Origin of the sequence: Thiomonas sp. FB-6 (assembly GCF_000377645.1) — a bacterium.
In the GTDB taxonomy this organism is placed as follows: Bacteria; Pseudomonadota; Gammaproteobacteria; order Burkholderiales; family Burkholderiaceae_C; genus Thiomonas_A.
On sequence record NZ_KB898483.1, the window covers coordinates 72,945 to 92,343 of the forward strand.

Genomic DNA, 19,399 nt, shown 5'->3' on the forward strand with positions numbered 1-19,399 from the left:
ATCGGGTTTTCCCAACACCGCCAGACAGCCGATACACTGCGGCTTTCGCGCGTCCGCCCCTCGGTGGCGCGCTTGGGCCGAGGGCCCCAACTCCATCCGCATCGTTTCGCATGCCATGAATCCCCTGGCCCAGATCCTGCCGCTGGCCCATGTTCAAGTGAGCGTCGAGGCCAGCAGCAAGAAGCGCGCCTTCGAGTTCGCGGGTCTGCTGTTCGAGAATCATCTCGGCCTGGCCCGCTCGGTGGTCACCGACAACCTGTTCGCGCGCGAGCGCCTGGGCTCCACCGGCCTGGGGCAGGGCGTGGCCATCCCCCACGGGCGCATCAAGGGCCTCAAGCAGCCCAGCGCCGCGCTGGTGCGCCTGGCGGCCCCGGTGCCCTTCGAGGCGCCAGACAACCTGCCGGTGCAGTTGCTGGTGTTCCTGCTGGTACCGGAAGCCGCCTCGGGCAAGCACCTGGAACTGCTGTCGGTGATCGCCGAGATGCTCTCCGACGACGGCTTCCGCCAGCGCATGCTCGACGCGCCCGACGCCGGCGCGCTGCACCGCCTGGTGCACGACTGGGCCACCTTGCAGCACGCCGCCTGAGCCGCCGGCCCGAGGCCCCTTGAAAGCCGCCACCCTTTCCGCGGACCGCCTGTTCGAAGCCAACACCTCGCTGCTCAAGTGGCGCTGGGTGGCCGGGCAGCGCAACCCGGAACGCCGCTTCGACGACGCCGCCGTGCAGGGCGCCACCTCGGGCGCCGACCTGGTGGGCTATCTCAACTACATCCACCCCTACCGGGTGCAGATCCTCGGCTGGCGCGAGGTGCACTACCTGATGCACGCCGACGAGGCCGACAGCGGCCGGCGGGTGCGCCGCGTGGTCGGCCTGGGCCCGCCCGCGCTGGTCATCGCCGACGGCCAGGAGGCGCCCCCGGCGCTGCTCAAGACCTGCGACGACTCGGGCATCCCGGTGTTCGTCACCGACGAGCCCGCGGCCTTCGTCATCGACGTGCTGCGCGCCTACCTGTCCAAGCTGTTCGCCAACCGCACCACCCTGCACGGGGTGTTCATGGACATCCTCGGCCTGGGCGTGCTGATCACCGGGGAATCGGGCCTGGGCAAGAGCGAACTGGGGCTGGAATTGATCTCCCGCGGCCACGGCCTGGTGGCCGACGACTGCGTGGAACTGTCGCGCGTGACCCAGAGCACCGTCGAGGGCCACTGCCCGCCGCTGCTGCAGAACCTGCTGGAAGTGCGGGGAATCGGCATTCTCGACATCCGCACCATCTTCGGCGAGACGGCGGTGCGCCGCAAGATGCGCCTGCGCCTGATCGTGCACCTGGTGCGCCGCGACACCCAGGACCGGGATTTCGAGCGCCTGCCCACCGGCAACGTGCGTCAGGACGTGCTGGGCGTGGCCATCCGCAAGGTGCTGATCCCGGTGGAGGCCGGGCGCAACCTGGCCGTGCTGGTGGAGGCCGCGGTGCGCAATACCATCCTGCAACTGCGGGGCATCGACACCTTCAAGGAATTCCAGGACCGCCAGCGCCTGGCCATGCTCGAGGGCGGCGACGATTGATGGACGACCCCCACGCTCGCTGACGCTCGCTGCCCCCCGAGGGGGCCGCAGCCGCCTTGGGGCGGCCCAGCGACGGCTGCGCGGCGCCTAAGATTCGGAAACGGCCGCCGATGCGCCAGGCGCCGGGCGGTGGGGGCAGGCCTCGCGCCTGCAGGTGGCGTACAGCGCCAGCGAGTGTTCCTGCAGTTCGAAGCCTCGCTCGGCCGCGATGTTGTGCTGGCGGCGTTCGATCTCGGCGTCGACGAATTCCTCCACCCGGCCGCAGTCCAGGCACAGCAGGTGGTCGTGGTGCTTGCCTTCGTTGATCTCGAAAATCGCCTTGCCCGACTCGAAATGGGTGCGCGACAGGATGCCCGCCTGCTCGAACTGGGTGAGCACGCGGTAGACCGTGGCCAGGCCGATGTCGCGCGTCTGGTCGTTGAGCAGCTCGCGGTACACGTCCTCGGCGGTCATGTGGCGCATCGCGCCCTTCTGGAAAATTTCCAGAATCTTCAGGCGCGGCTGGGTGACCTTCAACCCCGTGCTGCGCAGGCCTTGGGCGTTCGAGACCGTCATGGGAGTGGGGGATGTTTAGAATCAGCATGATAGTTCAGCCCATCCCGGCGCCCAAGACAAGACCCCCCAGGGTCCGGTGCCGAATCCGCGTGCCCCGGCATGCGTCCTCGACCCTCCTCCGATGTTCCTGTCGCTCCTGATGGATAAACGCCCGGCGCGCAGCGCGCTGGGCAGCGCGCTGGGCCTGCTGCTCGCGCTGGGTCTGGGCGCCTGCAGCACGCAGACCCAGCAGCGCGACCTGACCAGCATGTTCAAACCCTACCGTTTCGACGTGATCCAGGGCAATTTCGTGTCGCGCGAAATGGTCGCAGAGCTCAAGCCCGGCATGTCCAAGGCCCAGGTGCGCGAGATCCTGGGCACCCCGTTGCTGCAGGACGTCTTCCACGCCGACCGCTGGGAATACGTGTTCAGCCTGCGCCAGGGCTACCACGCGCCCATCGTGCGGCGTTTCACCGTCTATTTCGACAAGGACGGCAAGCTGCTGCGCACGCAGGGCGATCCGCTGCCCTCGGAAGACCAGTTCGTCGCGCAGATCAACACCCTGCACAACGGCGGCAAGGCGCGCTCGGTGAGCCGCGAGCAACTGCAGGCCGAGATCGCCGCCGCGCGCAAGAAGCTGGCGGACAAGGCGCCGGCCCAGGCGGCCTCCGAGCCCGGGCCGCTGACCGTGGTGGCGCCGCAGGCGGAGATCGACAAGCTGAAGGGCCTGGCGCAGCAGGCCGACCAGGGCGTGCTGTCGGGCTCGCCGCAGCCCCAGACGCCATGAGCGGGAGTGCCGCGAAGCACCGGGTGGCCATCGCCGGCTGCGGCGGGCGCATGGGCCGCGCACTGATCGAGGCCACCATGGCGGCCCCCGATTGCGTGCTCAGCGGCGCGCTGGCGCGCGCCGGCTCGGCGCTGCTCGGGCAGGACGCCGGCGCGGCGCTGGGCCTGCACACCGGCGTGCAGGTGCTCGCCGACCCCCGCCAGGGGCTGTCCGGCTCGCAGTGCCTGATCGACTTCACCCGCCCCCAGGCCACGCTGGAGCACCTCGACGTGTGCGAGAGCCTGGGCCTGGCGATGGTCATCGGCACCACCGGCTTCGACCCCGTCGGGCTGCGGCGCATCGACGAGGCGGCACGGCGCATTCCCATCGTGTTCTCGCCCAACATGAGCGTAGGGGTGAACGTGGTGCTCAAGCTGCTGGAGCAGGCCGGACAGGCGCTGGCCACCGGCTTCGACATCGAGATCATCGAGGCCCACCATCGCCACAAGGTCGACGCGCCCTCCGGCACCGCCCTGAAGATGGGCGAGGCCGTGGCGCGCGCGGCCGGGCGCGACCTGGCGCGCGACGCCGTCTGGTCGCGCCACGGCCACACCGGCGAGCGCGAGGCCGGCTCCATCGGTTTCTCGGTGGTGCGCGGCGGCGACATCGTGGGCGACCACACGGTGCTGTTCGCCGGCACCGGCGAGCGCATCGAGATCACCCACAAATCGAGCAGCCGCGCCACCTACGCCGAAGGCAGCCTGCGCGCGGTGCGCTTCCTGGCGGGCCGTGCGCCGGGCCTGTACGACATGCACGACGTGCTCGGGCTGAAGGCCTGAGCGCGCGCCGCCACCGCCGCCGACTCCGATGCACATGGCCCCGATCTCGGCGCTGCAGGGCGATGCGCTGATGCAGGCCGTTGCGGCGGCGCTGCTGGCCATGTCGATGGCCAGCTGGTTCGTCATCTTCTGGAAGACCGCGCTGCTGTGGCGCTGCGCGCGCAGCGTGCCGCGCGCCATCGCCGCGTTCTGGGCGGCGCCCTCGCGCGAGCAGGCCTCGGCCGCCGCGCGGCAGGCAGACCCCGAGGGCCCCGCGGCGGCGCTGGCCGAGCGCTGCCGCCAGCTGGAACAACCCGAGGGCCACGCCTGGCAGGCCCAGGCCGACCGCGTGCGCCGCGAACTGCGCGACGCGCTGGACGCGGGCAGCCGGCGCCTGCATGCGGGCCACGTGCTGCTGGCCAGCGTGGGCAGCACGGCCCCCTTCGTGGGCCTGTTCGGGACCGTCTGGGGCATCTACCACGCGCTGGGCACGATCTCGGCGCTGCAACAGGTGGGCGTGGACAAGATCGCCGGCCCGGTCGGCGACACCCTGGTCATGACCGCGGCGGGGCTGGCGGTGGCCATTCCCGCGGTGCTGGCCTACAACGCGCTGGGCAAGCGCGCCCGCGCGCTGGACGCCCAGCTCGAGGGCTTCGCGCTGGACCTGCAGCACCTGCTGGCCGGAGGCGGGCCCGGCGCCTGAGAACCCCATGCCCGCGCCGCGTGCCGTCCGCCTCATCGGTGCCCCCACCGACATCGGCGCCGGCGTGCGGGGCGCCTCCATGGGGCCGGAGGCGCTGCGCGTGGCGGGACTGGCGCCGGCCCTGCAGGCGCTGGGCCTGCGCGTGCACGACGCCGGCAACCTGGCCGGGCCCGGCAACCCCTGGGAGAGCCCGCGCGACGGCTGGCGCCACCTGGAGCAGGTGGTGCAATGGAACCGCGCGGTGCGCGACGCCGTCGCCGAGGCGCTGGGCGCGGGCGAATTGCCCATGCTGCTGGGCGGCGACCACTGCCTGGCCTTCGGCTCCATTGCCGCCGTGGCCGCGCATTGCGCCGCCACGCAGCGCGAGCTGCGGGTGCTGTGGCTGGACGCCCACGCCGACTTCAACACCTCCGAGACCACGCCCAGCGGCAACCTGCACGGCATGCCCCTGGCCTGCCTGTGCGGCATGGGCCCGGAGCCGCTGCTCGGCCTGGGCGCCGGGCGTCCGGTGCTGCGGCCGCAGCAGCTGCGCCTGCTGGGCGTGCGCAGCGTGGACGAACTCGAGCGCCGCCTGCTGCGCAGCCACCATGTGCACGTGGACGACATGCGCGCCATCGACGAACAAGGCATGCGCACGGTGGTGCAGCGCATGCTCGAGGGCGTGGACGCGCAAACCCACGTGCACCTGAGCCTGGACGTGGACTTCCTCGACCCCGACACGGCCCCCGGGGTGGGCACCACCGTGCGCGGCGGCCCGACCTGGCGCGAGGCGCAGCTGTGCATGGAAATGCTGGCCGACCGAGGCTGCGTGGGCTCCATCGACGTGGTCGAGCTCAATCCCGCGCTGGACCTGCGCAACCGCAGCGCCGAGGCGCTGGTGGAATTGCTGCAAAGCCTGTTCGGGCGCTCCACGCTGCTGCGCAGCCCGGACTGAAACGCTGGCGAGGCGGCGACCCGCGGCACACGCACCATTCCGGGGCGTCCTGTACGAAGAAGGTGCGTCACGGCCTGCTGAAATCCCCGAAATGGTGCTTTCGCGCGAGGCACGGCGCGCAGCCGGGCATCTACGCACTCGAACGGAGCATCGCGCACGGTTTTGGAACGCTTCTTGCTTCATGGCGGGGCTTTCGTCCACATGGTGGTGCAACGCACCCGTCCGGAGCCTTCCTCCCATGCAAGCCCTGCAAACCAGCGCCAACGTGCTGTTCCTGCTTCTCGGCGCCATCCTGGTGCTGTTCATGCACGCCGGATTCGCCTTCCTGGAACTCGGCACGGTGCGCCGCAAGAACCAGGTCAACGCCCTGGTGAAGATCCTCACCGACTTCTCGGTGGCCACGCTGGCCTATTACTTCGTCGGCTACGCCATCGCCTACGGCATCAGCTTCCTGTCGCCCGCCCCCCAGCTCAACCTGGACGACGGGCTGGCGCTGACCCGCTTCTTCTTCCTGCTCACCTTCGCGGCGGCGGTGCCGGCCATCATCTCCGGCGGCATCGCCGAGCGCGCCAAGTTCTACCCCCAGCTGCTGGCCACCGCCATCATCGTGGCCCTGGTCTATCCGGTGTTCGAGGGAGCCATGTGGGGCCAGCGCTTCGGCGTGCAGGCCTGGTTCCAGTCGGTGTTCGGCGCGCAGTTCCACGACTTCGCCGGCTCCATCGTGGTGCACGCCATGGGCGGCTGGCTGGCGCTGCCGGCGGTGCTGCTGCTGGGCGCGCGCAAGGGGCGCTACCGCGACGGGCGCGTGAACCCGCACCCGCCGTCCAGCATTCCCTTCCTGGCGCTGGGGTCGTGGATCCTGGTCGTGGGCTGGTTCGGCTTCAACGTGATGAGCGCGCAAAGCGTCACCAAGATCTCCGGACTGGTCGCGGTGAACTCGCTGATGGCCATGGTCGGCGGCACCCTGGCCGCGCTGATCGCCGGGCGCAACGACCCGGGCTTCGTCTACAACGGCCCGCTGGCCGGGCTGGTGGCCGTGTGCGCCGGCTCGGACCTGATGCACCCGGTGGGCGCGCTGATCACCGGCGCGGTGGCCGGCTGGCTGTTCGTGCGCATGTTCACCCTCACCCAGAACCGCCTGCGCATCGACGACGTGCTGGGGGTGTGGCCCCTGCACGGGCTGTGCGGCACCTGGGGCGGCATCGCCGCGGGCATTTTCGGGCAGACCGCGCTGGGCGGCCTGGGCGGCATCAGCCTGGGTGCGCAACTGGTGGGCACGCTGGCCGCGGTGGCCTGGGCGCTGCTCGGGGGCACCGTGGTCTACGGCCTGCTCAAGCTCACCATGGGCCTGCGCCTGGACGCCGAGGCCGAATTCGACGGCGCCGACCTGTCCATCCACCAGATCACCTCGACGCCCGAACGCGAAGTCAGCTGGTGAGGCCCCCACCGCGGCGCGCCGGCGCCCGCGGGCGTACGCCGCGTTGACGCGGCGCAACGTGCCCCGCACCGCGGCGCCCGCAGTTTGCGACAATGCGCGTTCGAGCAGGAATCCCTCCATGAACAGCGCCGCCGGCAACATCCACCTCCTGATGACCGACCTGGGCGTGCGCGCGCGCAGCGCCTCGCGGGCCATGGCGCGCGCCGGCACGGCCGAGAAGAACCGCGCGCTTCTGGACCTGGCGGGCATCCTGCGCGCGCAGGCCCCGGCCTTGCGCGAGGCCAACCGCGAGGACCTGCAGGCCGCCCGCGAGGCCGGGCTGGAACCCGCCTTCGTCGACCGCCTGCAGCTTGGCGACAAGGTGCTGGAGCAGATGGCCCAGTCCTGCGAGCAGGTGGCCGCGCTGCCCGACCCCATCGGCGAGATGACCGATCTGCGCCGCCGGCCCAGCGGCATCACGGTCGGGCGCATGCGCGTGCCTCTGGGCGTGTTCGGCATGATTTTCGAGAGCCGGCCGAACGTGACCATCGAAGCCGCCGGCCTGGCCATCAAGTCGGGCAACGCGGTGATCCTGCGCGGCGGCTCGGAGGCTATCCACAGCAACCGCGCGCTGGCCGCCTGCGTGGCACAGGCCCTGCAGGGCGCCGGGCTGCCGGGCGACGCGGTGCAACTGGTGCCGGTGACCGACCGCGCCGCGGTGGGCGAACTCATCACCATGCCCCAGTACGTGGACGTGATCATTCCCCGCGGCGGCAAGGGCCTGATCGAGCGCATCAGCGCCGAGGCGCGCGTGCCCGTGATCAAGCACCTCGACGGCAACTGCCACGTCTACGTGGACGACACGGTGGACCTGGACATGGCGCTGAAGGTCACCGACAACTCCAAGACCCAGCGCTACAGCCCCTGCAACGCCGCGGAATCGCTGCTGGTGGCGCGCGCCAGCGCCGAAGGCTTCCTGCCGCGCATCGGCGCCGTGTTCGCGTCCAAGGGCGTGGAAATGCGCTGCTGCCCGCGAAGCCGGGCGCTGCTGGAGGCGGTGCCCGGCGCGGCCGCGCTGCTGCGCGACGCGGTGGAGGCCGACTGGAGCACCGAATTCCTGGCCCCGATCATTTCCATCAAGATCGTCGAAGGCCTGGACGAGGCCATCGAGCACATCAACCGCTACGGCTCGCAACACACCGATACGATCCTGACCAGCCAGCACCAGCATGCGATGCGCTTCCTGCGGGAAGTGGATTCCGCGGCCGTGATGGTCAATGCCTCCACCCGCTTCAGCGACGGCTTCGAGTTCGGGCTGGGTGCCGAGATCGGCATTTCCACCGACAAGTTCCACGCACGCGGCCCGGTCGGCCTGGAGGGCCTCACCAGCCAGAAGTGGATGGTGCTGGGCGACGGCCAGGTGCGCGGCTGAGCCCCCCACGCCATGCGCCATCCCGACCACCTCGCCGGCATCCTCACGCTGCCCACGCTGCTGCGCCTGAGCGCGGCGCTGGGCAGCGGCATGGGCGTGATCAGCGGCCTCGTCGCGCTGTACGCGTACCGCCACGAACTGGGCCTGGCCCAGGCGCCGGGCGTGCTGCTCGGCGGCGTGTTGTTCAACGCGCTGGCCTTGATGTTCGCCACGCTGCTGGGCTACTGGCCCTACCGCGCGCTGGCGCGGCGCCGCCGCTTCGGCCTGCACCGCCTGAGCGTGTACCTGCTGGCGGCCGATTGAAACGCCGCCCCACGAGGAGATCCGCCCCATGAATCCACGCGACCGCCTGCGCCTGCTGGGCGCCGGACTCGCCGGCCTCGGCGCCGCGCCGCTGGCGCGGGCCCAGGAGCAGGGGCCGGTCACGGCCAAGCCGATCTCCAGCCAGCCATGGAAGGTGGTGATGCAGATCAGCGTGGACCTGGAACAGGCCTACGAAGGCCTGATCAACATCCAGAACGTGCTCGAGCTCGACCCGAAGATGCAGTTCGTCGTGGTGGGCTACGGCAAGGCCATCCGCTTCCTGCTCAACGGCGCCAAGGCCCCGACGGGAGCGGCCTTCTCGGGCATCATCGGCGCGCTGGCCAACCAGGGGGTGCAGTTCCGGGCCTGCCAGAACACCCTGACCTTCCTGAAGATCCCCAGCAGCGAACTGGTGCTGGAGGCGACCACGGTACCCGCCGGGGTGTACGAGATCATCCGTCTGCAATCCGAGGGCTGGTATTACCTGAAGCCGTAACATCAAGTTACCGCCGCATCCGCGGCGTATCGCGAAGCCTCGCGTTCAGGAGACTGCCATGCCCGACCCCATTTCATCGCGCCGCAAGGCGCTGCTCGCATCCGCCGCGGCCGGTGCCGCCACGCTGGCCGCGGCTGGCGCGGCCCGCGCCGCCACCGACTCCAAGGGCCCCGTGCACGTCGTCTATCACATCACCCAGGGCAACACGCAGGCCTCGCGCGCCCTGGCCAACGTGCGCAACCACCTGGCGGCCGACCCCACCGCGAAAATCGTCGTGGTGGGCAACGGCGCCGGCATCGATTTCCTGCTCAATGACGCGAAGGATGCCAACGGCGCCGAGTACGCCGGCAACGTCGGCGACCTGGCCGGGCGCGGCGTGTCCTTCCGCGTGTGCGAGAACACCCTGAGCAACCGCAAGATCTCCAAGGACCAGGTGCTGCTCGACGCCACCACGGTGCCCTCCGGAGTGGTCGAGGCCGCGACCCTGCAGTACCGCGAAGGCTACGCCTACATCTCGCCCTGAAGCGGACCTTGAAAACCCAGGCATCGGACCCCGGCGCGCCGCGCGCGCTGCACCAGGATCTGCTCGCGGCGGCCGAGTTGCTCGGCTGCGTGCTGCGCGGCGAGTCCCTCGCCACCGCGCTGCCGCGCCTGGGCGCGGCGGACGCCGCGCGGCGCGGCGCGGCGCAGGCCCTGAGCTTCGAGGCCCTGCGCGGGCTGGGCCGCGCGCGCGCCCTGTTGGCCCGCATGCACCCCAAGGCGCTCAAGCCGCCGCAGCTCGAACACCTGCTGCTGGTGGCGCTGGCCCTGCTCAGCCTGCCCGAGCCGCGCCCCTACGCCGACCACACCCTGGTGTTCGAGGCCGTGCAGGCCTGCGCCGCGCGGCCTCGCACGCGTGCCGCGCGCGGGCTGGTCAACGCGCTGCTGCGCCGGTTCCAGGCGCAGCGCGATGAATTGCTACGCGAGGCGCTGGCCAACGACGAGGCACGCTACAACCATCCGGCCTGGTGGATCGAGGCCTTGCGCGGCGCCTGGCCGCAGGACTGGCAGCGCGTGCTGGAACTGGCCGCCTCGCCTCCTCCGATGACCCTGCGCGTGAACCGGCGCTGGGGCACGCGCGAGGACTACCTGCGCCTGCTGCGCGAGGCAGGCCTCGAGGCCCAGGCCCCCGAAGGCCCGGGGCTGGAGCAGGCACTGGTGCTCGAACGCGCGGTGCCGGTGACCCGGCTTGCGCACTTCGCGCAGGGCGCGGTCAGCGTGCAAGACGCCTCGGCGCAACTCGCCGCGGTGCTGCTGGACCCGCGCGCCGGCATGCGCGTGCTCGACGCCTGCGCCGCCCCCGGCGGCAAGACCGCGCACCTCCTCGAACTGGCCGACTGCGAGCTGCTGGCGCTGGAGCGCGACGCGCAGCGCGCGCCGCGCATCGGCGAGACCCTCGAGCGCCTGCGCCTGCGCGGCGCCGAGCTGCGCGTGGCCGACGCCGCGCGCCCCGACACCTGGTGGGACGGGCGCGGCTTCGACCGCATCCTGCTCGACGCCCCCTGCAGCGCCAGCGGCATCAGCCGGCGCCACCCCGACATCCGCTGGCTGCGCAAGCCGGCGGACATCGACGCGCTGGCCTCGCAGCAACGCGAACTGCTCGATGCGCTGTGGCCGCTGCTGCGCCCCGGCGGGCACCTGCTGTACGCCACCTGTTCGGTGTTTCCGGCCGAAGGCGCGCAGCAGGCGGCCAGCTTCCTGGAGCGGCACGGCGATGCGCTAGCATTGGCCGCACCCGGGCAGATCCTGCCAGGCCGGTCGCCCGAGCGCGACGGCTTCTACTACGCCCTGTTCGCCAAGCGTGCCGATGCTCCCGCATGAGTCCGTCGCAGGCCCCTGACCCGATGCGCCGCCGCGTGCTGGCCTGCGCGGGGGCCGGCGCGGCCGCGACCCTGCTGGCGGCCTTCCCGCAAGCGCGGGCGGCCACGGTGGACGCGCAACCGCCGAGCGTGGAGCTCGACCCCGACGGCGTCTACGCCAGCGCCACGCTGGTGTTCGCGCTGCCGGTGACCCTGGAGGACGCGCTGCACCGCGGCATTCCCCTGTACTTCCTCACCCGCATGAGCGTGTCGCAGTCGCGCTGGTGGTGGTTCAATGCCAGCATGGGCGAGGGCCAGCAGCTCACGCGGCTCGGCTTCGAGCCGCTGCTGGGCAAGTACCGCGTGTCCACCGGGGGGCTGCGCACCAGCTACCACACGCTCGACGACGCGCTCAACCAGGTCCAGCACGTCGCCCACCTGAAGGTGGCCGACGCGAAGGATCTCAAGCCGGGCCAGACCTACCAGCTGGGCGGGCGCTTCGAGCTCGACCTGTCGCAACTCCCCCGCCCCTTCCAGCTCAACGTGGCCTCGCAATCCGACTGGCAGCTGCAGGCGGATTTCCCCCAGGTCAGCTTCACATGGACCACCGCACCGTCAACCGCACCACCCGCCTAGCCTCATGGGTCGCGCTGGTCGTGGGCCTGCCGCTGGTGGTGTTCCTGGTGTTCCTGCTCGCCGTGTCGACCAAGAACACGGCGGAGGTGAACCCCCTGTTCGGGATCCTGTACTGGATCAACCTGGCCGTGGCGGCGCTGCTGCTGCTGCTGATCCTGGGCCTGTCGTCGCGCCTGCTGTGGCGCCTGCGCAAGCGCCGCTTCGGCAGCCGCCTGCTGTTCAAGCTGGCCATGGTGTTCACGCTGGTAGGGGTGTTGCCGGGGCTGATCATCTACGTCGTGTCCTACCAGTTCGTCGCGCGCAGCATCGAGACCTGGTTCGACGTGAAGGTGGAGCGCGCGCTGACCTCCGGGCTGAACCTGGGACGCACCACGCTGAACGTGCTGCTGGCCGACCTCGGCGCCAAGGGGCGCAACGTGGCCGGGCAAGTGGTGGACAGCCGCGGCGAGGTGTCGCCGGTGGCGCTGGAGCAGTTGCTGCAGCAGCTCAGCCTCGAGCAGGCCACGGTGTTCGACGGCAACGGCAACGTGGTGGCCAGCGCGGGCGGCAACCCCTTCGCGCTGGTGCCCGACCTGCCCGGCGCCGAGGCCATGCGCCAGCTGCGCCTGATGGGCCAGCTCGCCAGCGTCGAGGGCGGAGAAGACGGCGTGGCCACCGCCAGCAGCCAGCTCCGGCTGCGCGTGGTGATTCCGCTGCCCACGCGCTCGCTGCTGCTGCCCGGACACCAGCGCTACCTGCTGCTGGTGCAGAACGTGCCCAACGCGATCTCGCGCAGCGCGCTGGAAGTGCAGCGCGCCTATGCCGAGTACCAGGAACGCGCGCTGGGGCGCGACGGCCTGCGGCGCATGTACATCTCCACGCTGACCCTCACGCTGTTCCTCACCGTGTTCGCCGCGGTGCTGCTGGCCGTGGTGCTGGGCAACCAGCTCGCCAGCCCGCTGCTGATGCTGGCCGACGGCATGCGCGCGGTGGCCGGCGGCGACCTGCGCCAGCGCCCCGAGGCCCGCTCGGGCGACGAACTGGGTTCGCTGACCCGCTCCTTCAACGCCATGACCGCGCAACTCGCCGACGCGCGCCAGCAGGCCGAGGCCAGCCGGCAGGCCCTGGAGGCCTCGCGAGCCTACCTGCAAAGCGTGCTGGACAACCTGTCGGCCGGCGTGCTGGTACTCGACGACGGCCTGCGCCTGACCCTGGCCAACCCCAGCGCGACGCGCGTGCTGCGCGTGGCGGTGCAGGGCTCCATCGGCCAGGCCATCGCCAGCGTCGCCGGGCTGAAGAGCTTCGCCGCGGAGATCGAGACCGCCTTCCACGAACTCGGCGCCGGCAGCAGCGACCACTGGCTGCGCCAGCTCGACTACACCCCGCCCGGCAGCGACACCCCCGTGACCCTGCTGGTGCGCGGCGCGCGCCTGCTGCTGCCCAACCAGGGCGCCGCGGTGGTGGTGTTCGACGACATCAGCGAACTCATCTCCGCGCAGCGTTCGCTGGCCTGGGGGGAAGTCGCGCGGCGCCTGGCGCACGAGATCAAGAACCCGCTGACGCCCATCCAGCTGTCCGCCGAGCGCCTGCAGATGAAACTCGAGGCGCGCCTGAGCGGGGCCGACCGCGACATGCTCACGCGCGCCACCGGCACCATCGTCAACCAGGTCACCGCCATGCGCCGCATGGTCGACGAATTCCGCGACTACGCGCGCACTCCGGTCACCCATGTCGAGCCCATGGACCTGAACGTGCTGGTAGGCGACGTGCTCAATCTGTACGCGGCCCAGTCGGCGCACGTGCATGCCGAGCTCGGCCCGTCGCTGCCCACCATCGAGGGGGATGCCGCGCAATTGCGCCAGGTAGTGCACAACCTGGTGCAAAATGCGCTGGACGCCATCGCGGGTCAGGAGCAGGGCGGCGTGACCATCCACACCGACACCTACCGCTCGGGCGGCAGCGGCGCGCAACGGGTACGCCTGTCGGTCAGCGACACGGGGCCGGGCTTCCCCGAAAAGGTGCTGGCGCGGGCCTTCGAGCCCTACGTGACCACCAAGCTCCGCGGCACCGGACTGGGCTTGGCGGTGGTGAAGAAAATCGCCGAAGAACACCACGCACGCGTGGAGGTGCAGAATCTGGGCACGCCGGGGGCAACGAGCGGGGCCCGCGTATCCCTTATATTTCCCGCTATGGCAACCCCGCCGGCCAGCGGGGCCTGACGGCAAACATCGGAATTCCTTGGCCTATGGCAAGCATCCTTGTGGTGGACGACGAGATCGGCATACGCGACTTGTTGTCCGAGATTCTGAACGACGAGGGCCACACCGTGGAGGCTGCCGAGAACGCGCAGCAGGCACGCGAGATGCGCGCACGTTTCCGGCCCGACCTGGTGCTGCTCGACATCTGGATGCCCGACACCGACGGCGTCACCCTGCTCAAGGAGTGGGCCGGCGCGGGCCAGCTGACCATGCCGGTGATCATGATGAGCGGGCACGGCACCATCGACAACGCGGTGGAGGCCACGCGCATCGGCGCGATGGCCTTCCTCGAGAAGCCCATCGCGCTGCAGAAGCTGCTGCGCGCGGTCGAGCAGGGCCTGAGCAAGCCGGCACCCAAGCCGCGCCTGGAATCCGGCATGAACAGCCTGCCGGCGGCCGAGCCGCCGCCGCTGCTGGCCGAGCAGAGCTTCCCGCTCGACCGCCCGCTGCGCGAGGCGCGCGACGACTTCGAGCGCGCGTATTTCGAGTTCCACCTCGCCCGCGAGGGCGGCAGCATGACCCGCGTGGCCGACAAGACCGGCCTGGAACGCACGCACCTGTACCGCAAGCTCAAGCAGCTCGGCGTGGACTGGGGCCGCAACGGCCGCCGCCCGGCGCCCTCCGGCCTGCAGGGCCTGGCCGCAATGCCCAGCGCCCCCGCGGCGCCGGCCGCGCCTGCACCGACGACGCGCCCCGCGCTGGACGACGAGGACGATTGAGTGCGCGCCGCGGCGCGCACTTGCCGACACCGGGCAAAGCTTTGGTAATATGTTGGGCTTGCCTGACGGCGCGCAAAGGAACGCATGCGCGCATGTCCGGCAACGCAGTACGGCCAGGTAGCTCAGTTGGTAGAGCAGCGGATTGAAAATCCGCGTGTCGACGGTTCGATTCCGCCCCTGGCCACCACCATTCAACGCCCAACTGTTCTCAGTTGGGCGTTTTCACTTCCAGACCACGCAAGGTACGCGGCGTTCACGCGCATTCTGGGTGTGCCAGGGGGCGGTGTGTCATCTCTTGATGGACGCGAAGCTGCTGCTCTACAAGCCGGTGTTCAAAGAGCGGCTCGGTTCAACGCGGGTGCCAGGGCCGATCGCAACCGATCCACGATGGCAGGCAGGGGCTCGGGGGGAAGCTCGTTCTTCTTCAGAAACGCCAGCCACAACGACTGCCGCGAGGAATCGTGTGCAAACTCGTCCGTCAGCCCAATCGGCACTGCATCGGGCACGGACATGCCGCGCCGCTCGAAGGTGGCTTTGATCGCTTGAGCCAGCAAATCGGTGTCCAGTGTTTCTCTTTCCAGCAGCACCGACAGATCGAAGTAGTCCTTCAGGCGGCTGTTGGTCATGCCCAGCAGGGCGATGGCGTGGAGCTTTTCCGCGATGACCGTGTACGTCGGGTAGGCCCGCAACTTGGGCGCGGGAAGATCGTCCAGCAGGACCGGATAGACCGAATCCACCGGTGCCGGTGTGACGGCATCGCCGAAGCCCACATCGATCTGCGTCTTGCAGCGCGCCTTGGCCAGTTCGCCCGCGATGATCACGCGGACGCCGCCGTAGCCGGCTTCCTTGCGGATTTCCTCGACCGTGACCGAGGCGGGGTCAAATGCAATGCCGTCGTCTACAGCCACGGCAGCGATGTCGCGGAAGGTTTCGGCGACCGATGCCAGATCGTTCGCACCGAAGCCGAGCAGGTCGGCGTCGCGCGTGGCCCGGTGGGGCATGTCGTACCAGAGCGTGAACAGCAGCGCGCCCTTGAGCAGAAAGCGGTCCGCGTGCTGCGATTGGGTCATGCGGTAAAGGATGCGCTCCAGCGCGAATCGCACCAGCACCTGATTGAAATCGACACCCTGAGCTTTGGCAACGTTGAGCAGGCGCGCACGGACGGACGCCGCGACGTTGGGATTGGCGGGGTTCATCCGATGCTCTCCAGGTAGGGCCGCATCACGTTGGCCACGCGGCAGACCTTGGCGAAGCGCCAGATGTCATCGACCGATGCCTTGTTGCGAGCCCGGGCGTCCTTCAGAGCCTCCAGCGCCACGTCCAGGCCGATCTTGTTGCGGTGCTTGAAACAGTCCGCCACCGTCTTGGCCACGCCGTAGATCCGGAGCTTGACGCCATCGCGTTCAACTTCCTCGACGCCCGCTGTGTAGGCTTCCCCGGTGAACTGCACCATCTTGATCGGTGGGTAGTCGAACCGTGGGGCATGGCTGCCGCGCGGCATGGCAATCCAGACCTGGCGTGGCAGTTGGGTGGTCAGCTCGTGGAACTGCAGCGCGGTGAGCAGGCAGAACACGGCTTGCGGCACCTTGGTTGCGACGGTGACCAGACTGTCGTGTTCGGATCCCTGGGTGTCCGGCAGGCGGTACAGACCACGCCCAATCCGCTCCAGCAGGCCGGCGGCGGCCAGGCGCGTCAGCACGACCCGTGGCGCATCGATGGCGCCCAGGTCGCTGGCGCGCAGCAGCCCTTTCTGGCTTGCCAGATCGAGGACGCGCTGCGTATGGGTACTGGAGAGCATGGGTGGAGTATGTTCCGTTATTTCGTCGAATGCAACTTCCTGAAGACAAAACGAAACATTTCGCCCATGTTCTCCGGGCCGCTCCGCTGGCCGGCGATGCGCTGGGCTCGCTACAAGCCGGGAGGGTTACGCGCGTGCCGTCGGCGAAGGTGTCGTTGCCGCTTTTTCGCAGCAACGCGTCTGCACACGTCGCGGCGCGGGCAATGCTTGAAGCCCGTCTCGAGTGGGCCCAGGACGTGGCCGCTGCATTGATGGAGTACGTCGATTACCCCGATGTCAACGTACCGACTCGTACTTACACCGACCCAGAAGAGATCACGGCCGGGGACATCGAGGCGCTTGCCGGGCTGCCCGAAGGCTACTTCCAGGGCAAGACCAATGTCGTGGAGTTCGCGCGACTGAAGGCAGTCCAGAAGCCAACCGATGACCGTCCGGGTCAAGGCAACAAGGTGGTGCAGTTTCGACCCGTATCCAAATCTTGATGTGAAAGGAACCGTGATGTCCAAGAACACGAAGCAGACGTCCTCGCGAATCGGCCGACTGGCATCCGAGACGCTGCAAAGCAGCAGCGCGTCCCAAGTTGCGAAGAGCCTTGCCGCTTCGGCCCTGGCCCAGCGCGCCGGCGAAAAGCAGACCGGCGCGAAGATGGAAGACACGGCCGCCCGCGTCTTGGCAAGTGATCGATATGCCAAAGGCACGAAGGAACTTGGGGCGTCGGTGCTGTCCCAGGCCAACAAGCAGCGCTGATCCACGGGGCCGGGAAGTAGTGGGGGATCAGCGACGATCGCGTTCGTTCCTCGCACATCCCAACTGATCGGACTCAGTACGGTGATCGGCGCAGGACTGCGGGAGGGTCGTCCACCCGGCTGATATACTCCACCAGCAGGATTTCCGACGAACGGCCCGGTTGCTTCGGCACCCGGGCCGTTCGTCTTTCGGAATGCGCCTGCCGCGCCCGCAGGGCGCGTGACACCTCCGGGCCGAGTCCGGCCCGGGCAGAAATCCCCGCGATTCGCTATCTTCCTGCTGGTCGCTCGCCGGTTCGGCGGCCGCGGCCGCACCCATCCGCGCATCCATTCCCAGCCCCATGGATTCCGATTCCCAAGCTCCGCGCCTGGTCGACGTGGGCGGTCTTTCGCGCGCGCTCGAGCGCTTCGCGCAGGAGCGCGACTGGACCCAGTTCCACAGCCCGAAGAACCTCGCCATGGCGCTGACCGGCGAGGTCGGCGAGCTGGTGGAGATCTTCCAGTGGATGAGCGCCGAGGAATCCGCCAGCGCGGGCGCCGACCCGCGTACGGCGCAGGCCGTGCGCGACGAACTGGCCGACGTGCTGGTGTACCTGGTGCGCCTGGCCGACAGGCTGGGCGTGGACCTGGACTCGGCAGTGCGCGACAAGATGCAACGCAACGCGCTGCGCTACCCGGCCGACGAGGTCCGCGGCAGCAACCGCAAGCGCGGCCCATGAAACAGAAAGGACACGAGACATGCAGACCCACGCCTACGGAGCCCACGCCGGCGACAAGCCGCTGGAATCCATGCGCATCAGCCGCCGCGCGCCCGGCGCGCACGACGTGCAGATCGACATCGCCTATTGCGGCATCTGCCACTCGGACCTGCACCAGGTGCGTTCCGAATGGGCAGGCACGCAGTACCCCTGCGTGCCGGGCCACGAGATCGTGGGCCGCGTGTCGGCGGTCGGCGCCCACGTGAAGGGCTTTCGCCCCGGCGACCTGGTCGGTGTGGGCTGCATGGTCGACAGCTGCAAGGAGTGCGAGGACTGCCACGCCGGGCTGGAGAACTACTGCGACGGCATGGTCGGCACCTACAACGGCCCGAGCGCGGACGAGCCGGGCTGGACGCTGGGCGGGTATTCGCAACACATCGTGGTGCACGAACGCTACGTGCTGCGGGTGCGCCACCCCGAGGCGCAGCTCGCGGCCGTGGCGCCGCTGCTGTGCGCGGGCATCACCACCTACTCGCCGCTGCGCCACTGGAAGGCGGGGCCGGGCCGCAAGGTGGGCGTGGTCGGCATCGGCGGCCTCGGCCACATGGGCATCAAGATCGCGCACGCCATGGGCGCCCACGTGGTGGCCTTCACCACCTCGGAGTCCAAGCGTGCCGCAGCGAAGGAACTGGGCGCTCACGAGGTGGTGGTGTCGCGCCACCCCGAAGAGATGGCCGCGCACCTCAAGAGCTTCGACATGGTCCTCGACACGGTCGCGGCTCCGCACGACCTCGACGCGCTGCTCGTGCTGCTCAAGCGAGACGGCACGCTGGTGCTGGTCGGCGCGCCGGCCGCGCCGCACCCGTCGCCGCAGGTGTTCGACCTGATCATGAAGCGCCGCGCGCTGGCCGGCTCGATGATCGGCGGCATCCCCGAGACCCAGGAGATGCTGGATTTCTGCGCCGAGCACGGCATCGTCGCCGACATCGAGCTGATCCGCGCCGACCAGATCAACGCCAGCTACGAGCGCATGCTGCGCGGCGACGTGAAGTACCGCTTCGTGATCGACAGCGCCACGCTGGCGGCGACCTGAGCGGCAGCGGGGCCGGCCAGGGCGCCCTACGCCAAGGCCACCGAAGCCGCGGTGGCGCCCGGCACCGCGACGCGGAACTTCACCCCCTCCAGCAGCCGGTCCCACAGTTCCACCGCCTGCTCCTCGCTGATCGCGCTGGTGCGCGCATCGCCTACGCGGTTGTTCTCCACCCGCGTCATCAGGCTGATGTCCAGGTGCGCCGGGAGGGCCACGTTGCCGCTCTGGCCCACCAGTTGCCATTCGAAGCGCAGGGCCTGATCCTGCGTGGACCGGCTCAGCACCTCCTCGCCCTCCCACAAGCCGTGCAGCGTGCGCTTGCCGCGGCCGCACGCAAGGCTCTTGCGTGTCAGAGCGCCGAGCGCGCGGAAAGTTCCGCTGGGCCTAGGGCAACGCTGAAGAAGCACCTGTTTTTGCAGAAGCCGGGCCCTACGATTTCAGGATGCGGGAACTCGATTCGATGAGGGTGATTTGGCGCCCATCGGGCCTCATTCGCGAGCCTTTCGACCCGCCTTGCGCCCTTATGGACGCACCTGTGCCATGAGCCGATTTCGGCACATGAAGATGTTGCTCAAGGCCAGCGCGGCGAACGCGCGCGTCGCGTTCTTATCCAGTCCGCGATAGCGCACCTTGCTGAAGCCCCACAGCCGCTTGATGACGCCGAAGACATGT

Annotated in this window: 23 protein-coding genes, 1 tRNA gene and 1 pseudogene; 20 read left to right on the top strand and 5 right to left on the bottom strand. The window is 69.8% G+C overall.

Annotated elements, in window-relative coordinates; translation table 11 throughout:
- Positions 1–115: 115 nt before the first annotated feature.
- Together D466_RS0111790 and hprK are read left to right on the top strand one after the other, a co-directional pair.
- On the top strand, positions 116–586 hold the full coding sequence (locus tag D466_RS0111790) for a PTS sugar transporter subunit IIA (RefSeq protein WP_018913921.1): 471 nt from the start codon (positions 116–118) through the stop codon (positions 584–586).
- Positions 587–605: 19 nt separating this feature from the next.
- Positions 606–1,562 carry an HPr(Ser) kinase/phosphatase gene (hprK, locus tag D466_RS0111795; protein ID WP_018913922.1) on the top strand — a complete coding sequence of 319 codons (957 nt, stop codon included), beginning with the start codon at positions 606–608 and terminating at the stop codon, positions 1,560–1,562.
- An 87-nt stretch (positions 1,563–1,649) separates the two neighbouring features.
- On the opposite strand, the gene fur is transcribed toward hprK, so the two are convergent.
- Positions 1,650–2,117, bottom strand: a complete 468-nt coding sequence (gene fur, locus D466_RS0111800; RefSeq protein WP_018913923.1) for a ferric iron uptake transcriptional regulator — start codon at positions 2,115–2,117, stop codon at positions 1,650–1,652.
- Between the two features lie 121 nt (positions 2,118–2,238).
- Between fur and D466_RS0111805 the strand changes: the two genes are divergently transcribed.
- The 14 genes from D466_RS0111805 (at position 2,239) to D466_RS0111870 (ending at position 14,582) form a co-directional block, all read left to right on the top strand.
- The gene (locus D466_RS0111805) at positions 2,239–2,883 is read left to right on the top strand and encodes an outer membrane protein assembly factor BamE (protein ID WP_018913924.1); all 645 of its coding nucleotides are present in this window, start codon (positions 2,239–2,241) and stop codon (positions 2,881–2,883) included.
- Entirely contained in the window at positions 2,880–3,701 is an 822-nt protein-coding gene (gene dapB, locus D466_RS0111810) for a 4-hydroxy-tetrahydrodipicolinate reductase (protein ID WP_026285195.1), read from the top strand. Before D466_RS0111805 ends, dapB begins: the two co-directional genes overlap by 4 nt.
- Positions 3,702–3,729: 28 nt before the next feature.
- On the top strand, positions 3,730–4,383 hold the full coding sequence (locus D466_RS0111815) for a MotA/TolQ/ExbB proton channel family protein (protein ID WP_018913926.1): 654 nt from the start codon (positions 3,730–3,732) through the stop codon (positions 4,381–4,383).
- Between the two features lie 7 nt (positions 4,384–4,390).
- Entirely contained in the window at positions 4,391–5,317 is a 927-nt protein-coding gene (gene rocF / locus D466_RS0111820; RefSeq protein ID WP_018913927.1) for an arginase, read from the top strand.
- Positions 5,318–5,555: 238 nt separating this feature from the next.
- Positions 5,556–6,755, top strand: a complete 1,200-nt coding sequence (locus D466_RS0111825; protein WP_018913928.1) for an ammonium transporter — start codon at positions 5,556–5,558, stop codon at positions 6,753–6,755.
- Between the two features lie 118 nt (positions 6,756–6,873).
- Positions 6,874–8,166: a glutamate-5-semialdehyde dehydrogenase gene (locus D466_RS0111830; protein WP_018913929.1), complete on the top strand. Its 1,293-nt coding sequence runs from the start codon at positions 6,874–6,876 to the stop codon at positions 8,164–8,166.
- Positions 8,167–8,178: 12 nt separating this feature from the next.
- Entirely contained in the window at positions 8,179–8,469 is a 291-nt protein-coding gene (locus tag D466_RS0111835; protein ID WP_018913930.1) for a hypothetical protein, read from the top strand.
- Between the two features lie 28 nt (positions 8,470–8,497).
- Positions 8,498–8,965, top strand: a complete 468-nt coding sequence (locus D466_RS0111840) for a DsrE family protein (protein ID WP_018913931.1) — start codon at positions 8,498–8,500, stop codon at positions 8,963–8,965.
- Between the two features lie 58 nt (positions 8,966–9,023).
- Positions 9,024–9,488 (top strand): DsrE family protein, encoded by a 465-nt coding sequence (locus tag D466_RS0111845; RefSeq protein WP_018913932.1) that lies wholly within the window; start codon positions 9,024–9,026, stop codon positions 9,486–9,488.
- 8 nt (positions 9,489–9,496) lie between these two features.
- A complete protein-coding gene (rsmB, locus tag D466_RS0111850) occupies positions 9,497–10,825 on the top strand; it encodes a 16S rRNA (cytosine(967)-C(5))-methyltransferase RsmB (protein WP_018913933.1) in 1,329 nt (442 codons plus the stop codon).
- Positions 10,822–11,439 carry a DUF4390 domain-containing protein gene (locus D466_RS0111855; RefSeq protein WP_038166095.1) on the top strand — a complete coding sequence of 206 codons (618 nt, stop codon included), beginning with the start codon at positions 10,822–10,824 and terminating at the stop codon, positions 11,437–11,439. Before rsmB ends, D466_RS0111855 begins: the two co-directional genes overlap by 4 nt.
- Positions 11,403–13,637 carry an ATP-binding protein gene (locus D466_RS0111860; RefSeq protein WP_018913935.1) on the top strand — a complete coding sequence of 745 codons (2,235 nt, stop codon included), beginning with the start codon at positions 11,403–11,405 and terminating at the stop codon, positions 13,635–13,637. Before D466_RS0111855 ends, D466_RS0111860 begins: the two co-directional genes overlap by 37 nt.
- A gap of 26 nt (positions 13,638–13,663) precedes the next feature.
- Positions 13,664–14,395, top strand: coding sequence for a response regulator (locus D466_RS0111865; protein ID WP_018913936.1), 732 nt, complete (start codon positions 13,664–13,666; stop codon positions 14,393–14,395).
- A gap of 111 nt (positions 14,396–14,506) precedes the next feature.
- Positions 14,507–14,582 (top strand) — tRNA-Phe (locus tag D466_RS0111870).
- Between the two features lie 145 nt (positions 14,583–14,727).
- Here D466_RS0111870 and D466_RS0111875 read toward each other — a convergent pair.
- Together D466_RS0111875 and D466_RS0111880 are read right to left on the bottom strand one after the other, a co-directional pair.
- Entirely contained in the window at positions 14,728–15,591 is an 864-nt protein-coding gene (locus D466_RS0111875; protein ID WP_018913937.1) for a nucleotidyl transferase AbiEii/AbiGii toxin family protein, read from the bottom strand.
- Positions 15,588–16,193 carry a type IV toxin-antitoxin system AbiEi family antitoxin domain-containing protein gene (locus D466_RS0111880; protein ID WP_018913938.1) on the bottom strand — a complete coding sequence of 202 codons (606 nt, stop codon included), beginning with the start codon at positions 16,191–16,193 and terminating at the stop codon, positions 15,588–15,590. The genes D466_RS0111875 and D466_RS0111880 overlap by 4 nt, the downstream gene beginning before the upstream one ends.
- A 29-nt stretch (positions 16,194–16,222) precedes the next feature.
- Between D466_RS0111880 and D466_RS0111885 the strand changes: the two genes are divergently transcribed.
- From D466_RS0111885 to D466_RS0111900, 4 genes are all read left to right on the top strand, one after another.
- Positions 16,223–16,675 carry a hypothetical protein gene (locus D466_RS0111885; RefSeq protein ID WP_196803469.1) on the top strand — a complete coding sequence of 151 codons (453 nt, stop codon included), beginning with the start codon at positions 16,223–16,225 and terminating at the stop codon, positions 16,673–16,675.
- A 16-nt stretch (positions 16,676–16,691) separates the two neighbouring features.
- Positions 16,692–16,940 (top strand): hypothetical protein, encoded by a 249-nt coding sequence (locus tag D466_RS0111890; RefSeq protein ID WP_018913940.1) that lies wholly within the window; start codon positions 16,692–16,694, stop codon positions 16,938–16,940.
- A gap of 340 nt (positions 16,941–17,280) precedes the next feature.
- Entirely contained in the window at positions 17,281–17,658 is a 378-nt protein-coding gene (locus D466_RS0111895) for a nucleotide pyrophosphohydrolase (protein ID WP_018913941.1), read from the top strand.
- 19 nt (positions 17,659–17,677) lie between these two features.
- Positions 17,678–18,730, top strand: a complete 1,053-nt coding sequence (locus D466_RS0111900; protein ID WP_018913942.1) for an NAD(P)-dependent alcohol dehydrogenase — start codon at positions 17,678–17,680, stop codon at positions 18,728–18,730.
- 26 nt (positions 18,731–18,756) lie between these two features.
- Here the strand turns inward: D466_RS0111900 and D466_RS0111905 are convergent, their stop codons facing one another.
- Positions 18,757–19,134, bottom strand: a complete 378-nt coding sequence (locus tag D466_RS0111905) for a T6SS immunity protein Tli4 family protein (protein ID WP_196803468.1) — start codon at positions 19,132–19,134, stop codon at positions 18,757–18,759.
- A gap of 114 nt (positions 19,135–19,248) precedes the next feature.
- Positions 19,249–19,399 (bottom strand): annotated as a pseudogene (locus D466_RS23945) (IS5/IS1182 family transposase); the annotation flags it as partial.